4 protein-coding genes are annotated in these 2,555 nt (G+C 65.4%); 1 reads left to right on the forward strand and 3 read right to left on the reverse strand.

Annotation, left to right across the window (positions count from 1 at the left end):
• Positions 1 to 457: methyltransferase domain-containing protein (locus AC0V2Y_RS28530; protein ID WP_475418470.1), on the forward strand; the 457-nt coding region annotated here is incomplete at its 5' end.
• Here the strand turns inward: AC0V2Y_RS28530 and AC0V2Y_RS28535 are convergent.
• The 3 genes from AC0V2Y_RS28535 to AC0V2Y_RS28545 all read right to left on the reverse strand — a co-directional run.
• Positions 442 to 1,167 carry an ABC transporter ATP-binding protein gene (locus AC0V2Y_RS28535; protein ID WP_475417929.1) on the reverse strand — a complete coding sequence of 242 codons (726 nt, stop codon included), beginning with the start codon at positions 1,165 to 1,167 and terminating at the stop codon, positions 442 to 444. The two genes, AC0V2Y_RS28530 and AC0V2Y_RS28535, sit on opposite strands and share 16 nt — an antisense overlap.
• A complete protein-coding gene (locus AC0V2Y_RS28540; RefSeq protein ID WP_475417931.1) occupies positions 1,167 to 1,976 on the reverse strand; it encodes an ABC transporter permease in 810 nt (269 codons plus the stop codon). Before AC0V2Y_RS28540 ends, AC0V2Y_RS28535 begins: the two co-directional genes overlap by 1 nt.
• On the reverse strand, positions 1,976 to 2,555 hold a 580-nt coding region (locus AC0V2Y_RS28545), incomplete at its 5' end, for an ABC transporter substrate-binding protein (RefSeq protein WP_475418471.1). The genes AC0V2Y_RS28545 and AC0V2Y_RS28540, both read right to left, overlap by 1 nt.

A 2,555-nucleotide genomic window follows, 5' to 3' on the forward strand; every position in this document is an offset into this window, starting at 1 on the left:
GGTCGAACAGGTCAATGCACTGCGGCCACGCACAGTGGTCGACGTCGGCTGCGGCTTCAATCCATTCAAAGGCAAAATTCCCAACCTGATCGGCATCGATATCACCAATGATGCCGCCGATCTCGTCTGCGACCTGCACGATGCCCCGTTTGCGGAAGGCTCGATCGACGTCTGCCTGGCGCTGGGCAGCATCAACTTCGGCGGCGCGCAGCAGGTCGCCGCGGCATTGCGCAAGGTACATGGCTGGCTGCGGCCAGGCGGCACGCTTTTCATGCGCGCCAACCCCGGCGAACCGATAGGGAACGATATTGCCGTCTTCCCCTGGCATCCGCAATGGATACGTCAATTTGCGCATGAGGTGGGTTTTGAACTGGCCTCCGCCATCGAGGAAGAGCGGCTTGTGCTCAGCAATGGGCAAGCGGCGCGGCGCCTGTTCTGGCGCTACGCCAAGTGTTGAGCGGCCAGCAGGTCTAGCAGCAGCGCGTGCTGCTGGCGGCCATCGCCGGGTGGTATCGGCAGGTCGGCGACAATGCTGTCGCCATTGCCCGTCAGCACGATGACCCGCTGCGCCAGCCGTATGGCTTCCGGCAAATCATGCGTTACAAGCACGGCGGCACAGGCGAGTTGCTCAAACACCTCAGCCAACTGCCCCTGCAGGTGTTCACGCGTCTTCTGGTCCAGGGCGGACAGCGGCTCATCGAGCAGCATCAGGGCGGGCCGCGCGACAAGCGCGCGGGCCACGGCGACGCGCTGCCGCATGCCGCCTGATAACTGGCTCGGGTAGAGACGGCCGCTGTCGCCCAGGCCGACCTGACGCAGGGCCGCCTGCGCCGCAGCCTGGCGCTGCGCTCTGGGCACGCCATTGACCAGCAGGGGATATTCGACATTCCCCTGTGCACTGAGCCAGGGAAACAGCGCGTAATCCTGGAACACCATGGCCAGGCCGGACATGCCGGGTTGCACCGCGCGGGCAGACAGCGTCACGCTGCCCTGCTGCGGACGCACCAAGCCCGCCAGTATGCGCAGCAGCGTGCTTTTGCCAACCCCGCTGGGCCCCACCAGCGCCACGACCTCGCGCTCGCCTAGAGTGAAGGAGCAATTGCGTATCACCTGGCGTGCTTGAAATGCATGGGAGACCGCGTCTACCCGCAGCAGGGGACGGGCCATCACCGTTCCTCCAGGTGCGGCGCGCACGCGCGCGCCAGCCATGCAATGGCGCCATTGATGCCCAGCGATACCACGCCAGTGACAACAATCGCGCCATACATCGCGGTCACCTGGAAGGTTTGCGACCACTCGAGGATGCGAAAGCCGATGCCGGCGTTTGCGCCCAGCATTTCGGCGGCGACGACGGCAAGCCAGGCGCTGCCCAATGCAAGCCGCAGGCCGGCCAGCAGGTGTCCGAATACGGCGGGCAGGTAGACGCTCGCCAGCAGCCAGGGCAGATTCGCGCCCATGCTCCGGGCCGCGTCGATTAGCGTACGGCAGGTAGCGTCGAGCCCAGCCAGGACATTGATGAACAGAGGCGGCCAGGCGACCCAGACAATGATGGCGATCGTGCTCTTGCCGCCCAGTCCGAAGATCAGCAGAAAAGCCGGCAGCAGCGCCAACGGAGCAATGCCACGCACCAGTTCGACCAGGGGAGCCGTCAGCCATCGGAACGGCGCATAAAAATGGGCCAGCGCCGCTGCCGGCAGCGCGAACAGGCAGGCAAGCACAGTACCGGCCAGCACCGCATGCAGGCTGGCTCGCATGTCGGCCAGCAGCGGACCGTGCCACAGCAGCGACGGCAAGGCCGCCAGCACCTCGCCGGGCGGTGGCAGATAGACAGGGTCGAGCAGCTGCAGGCGGATCAACGCTTCCCATGCCAGTAGCGCAGCGGCAACGCCCAGCAGGCCAAGCAGCTGCGGCGCGCGCCGATCCCGCCAGCGGCCAGCATGGCCAGGGCCGCCCAGGCCGGTAGCAGGGCGGGCCATCACGGATTGAAGCGGTCCGTGGCGCAGGCATCGCCCCGCAGGCCAGGCGCCTGCCTCAGGCCACCGTCCTGCCGCATGACATCGAGCCAGAACTGGACATCGCGCATCCGCACCTGCGCATTGCTGGTATAGCGGTGCGCCACCATCACGCTTTGCTTGAGGCCCAGCGCCCTGGCCATGATCGCATTCCCGTGCTGGATATCGTTCTGCAGGAAGGCGACGGCCTGGCGATAGCCGGCCAAAAAGCGGCTGACCGTATCGGCCTGCTCTTCCAGCATCTTTTTGCGGAAAAATACCAGCGAAAACTGCCGCTCGCCGATGATGTCGGCTCCCGTAAAGAGCCGACGCAACTTGGCCTGCGCTGCCATCGATACGCTATAGGGATCGATCAGCGCGGCAACATCGATCAAGCCCGCCAGCAAGGCCTGCTCCTGGCGCTCATGCGGCAGTGTCACGAAATGGACCTCCGACTTGGCAATGCCGAGCTTGCGCAGCGCGAGCAGCGTGGTGTAATAGAAGGAACCGGATAGGGAGTTGACGGCGATGCGACGCCCGCGCAGGTCGGCCATGCCCTTGACC

The sequence above is a fragment of the Janthinobacterium sp. BHSEK genome (genome assembly GCF_056174685.1).

Excerpts from the sequence above, each read along its gene's own strand:
- AC0V2Y_RS28535 (WP_475417929.1), bottom strand. The coding sequence starts at position 1,167 with ATGGCCCGTCCCCTGCTGCGGGTAGACGCGGTCTCCCATGCATTTCAA.
- AC0V2Y_RS28540 (WP_475417931.1), bottom strand. The coding sequence starts at position 1,976 with ATGGCCCGCCCTGCTACCGGCCTGGGCGGCCCTGGCCATGCTGGCCGC.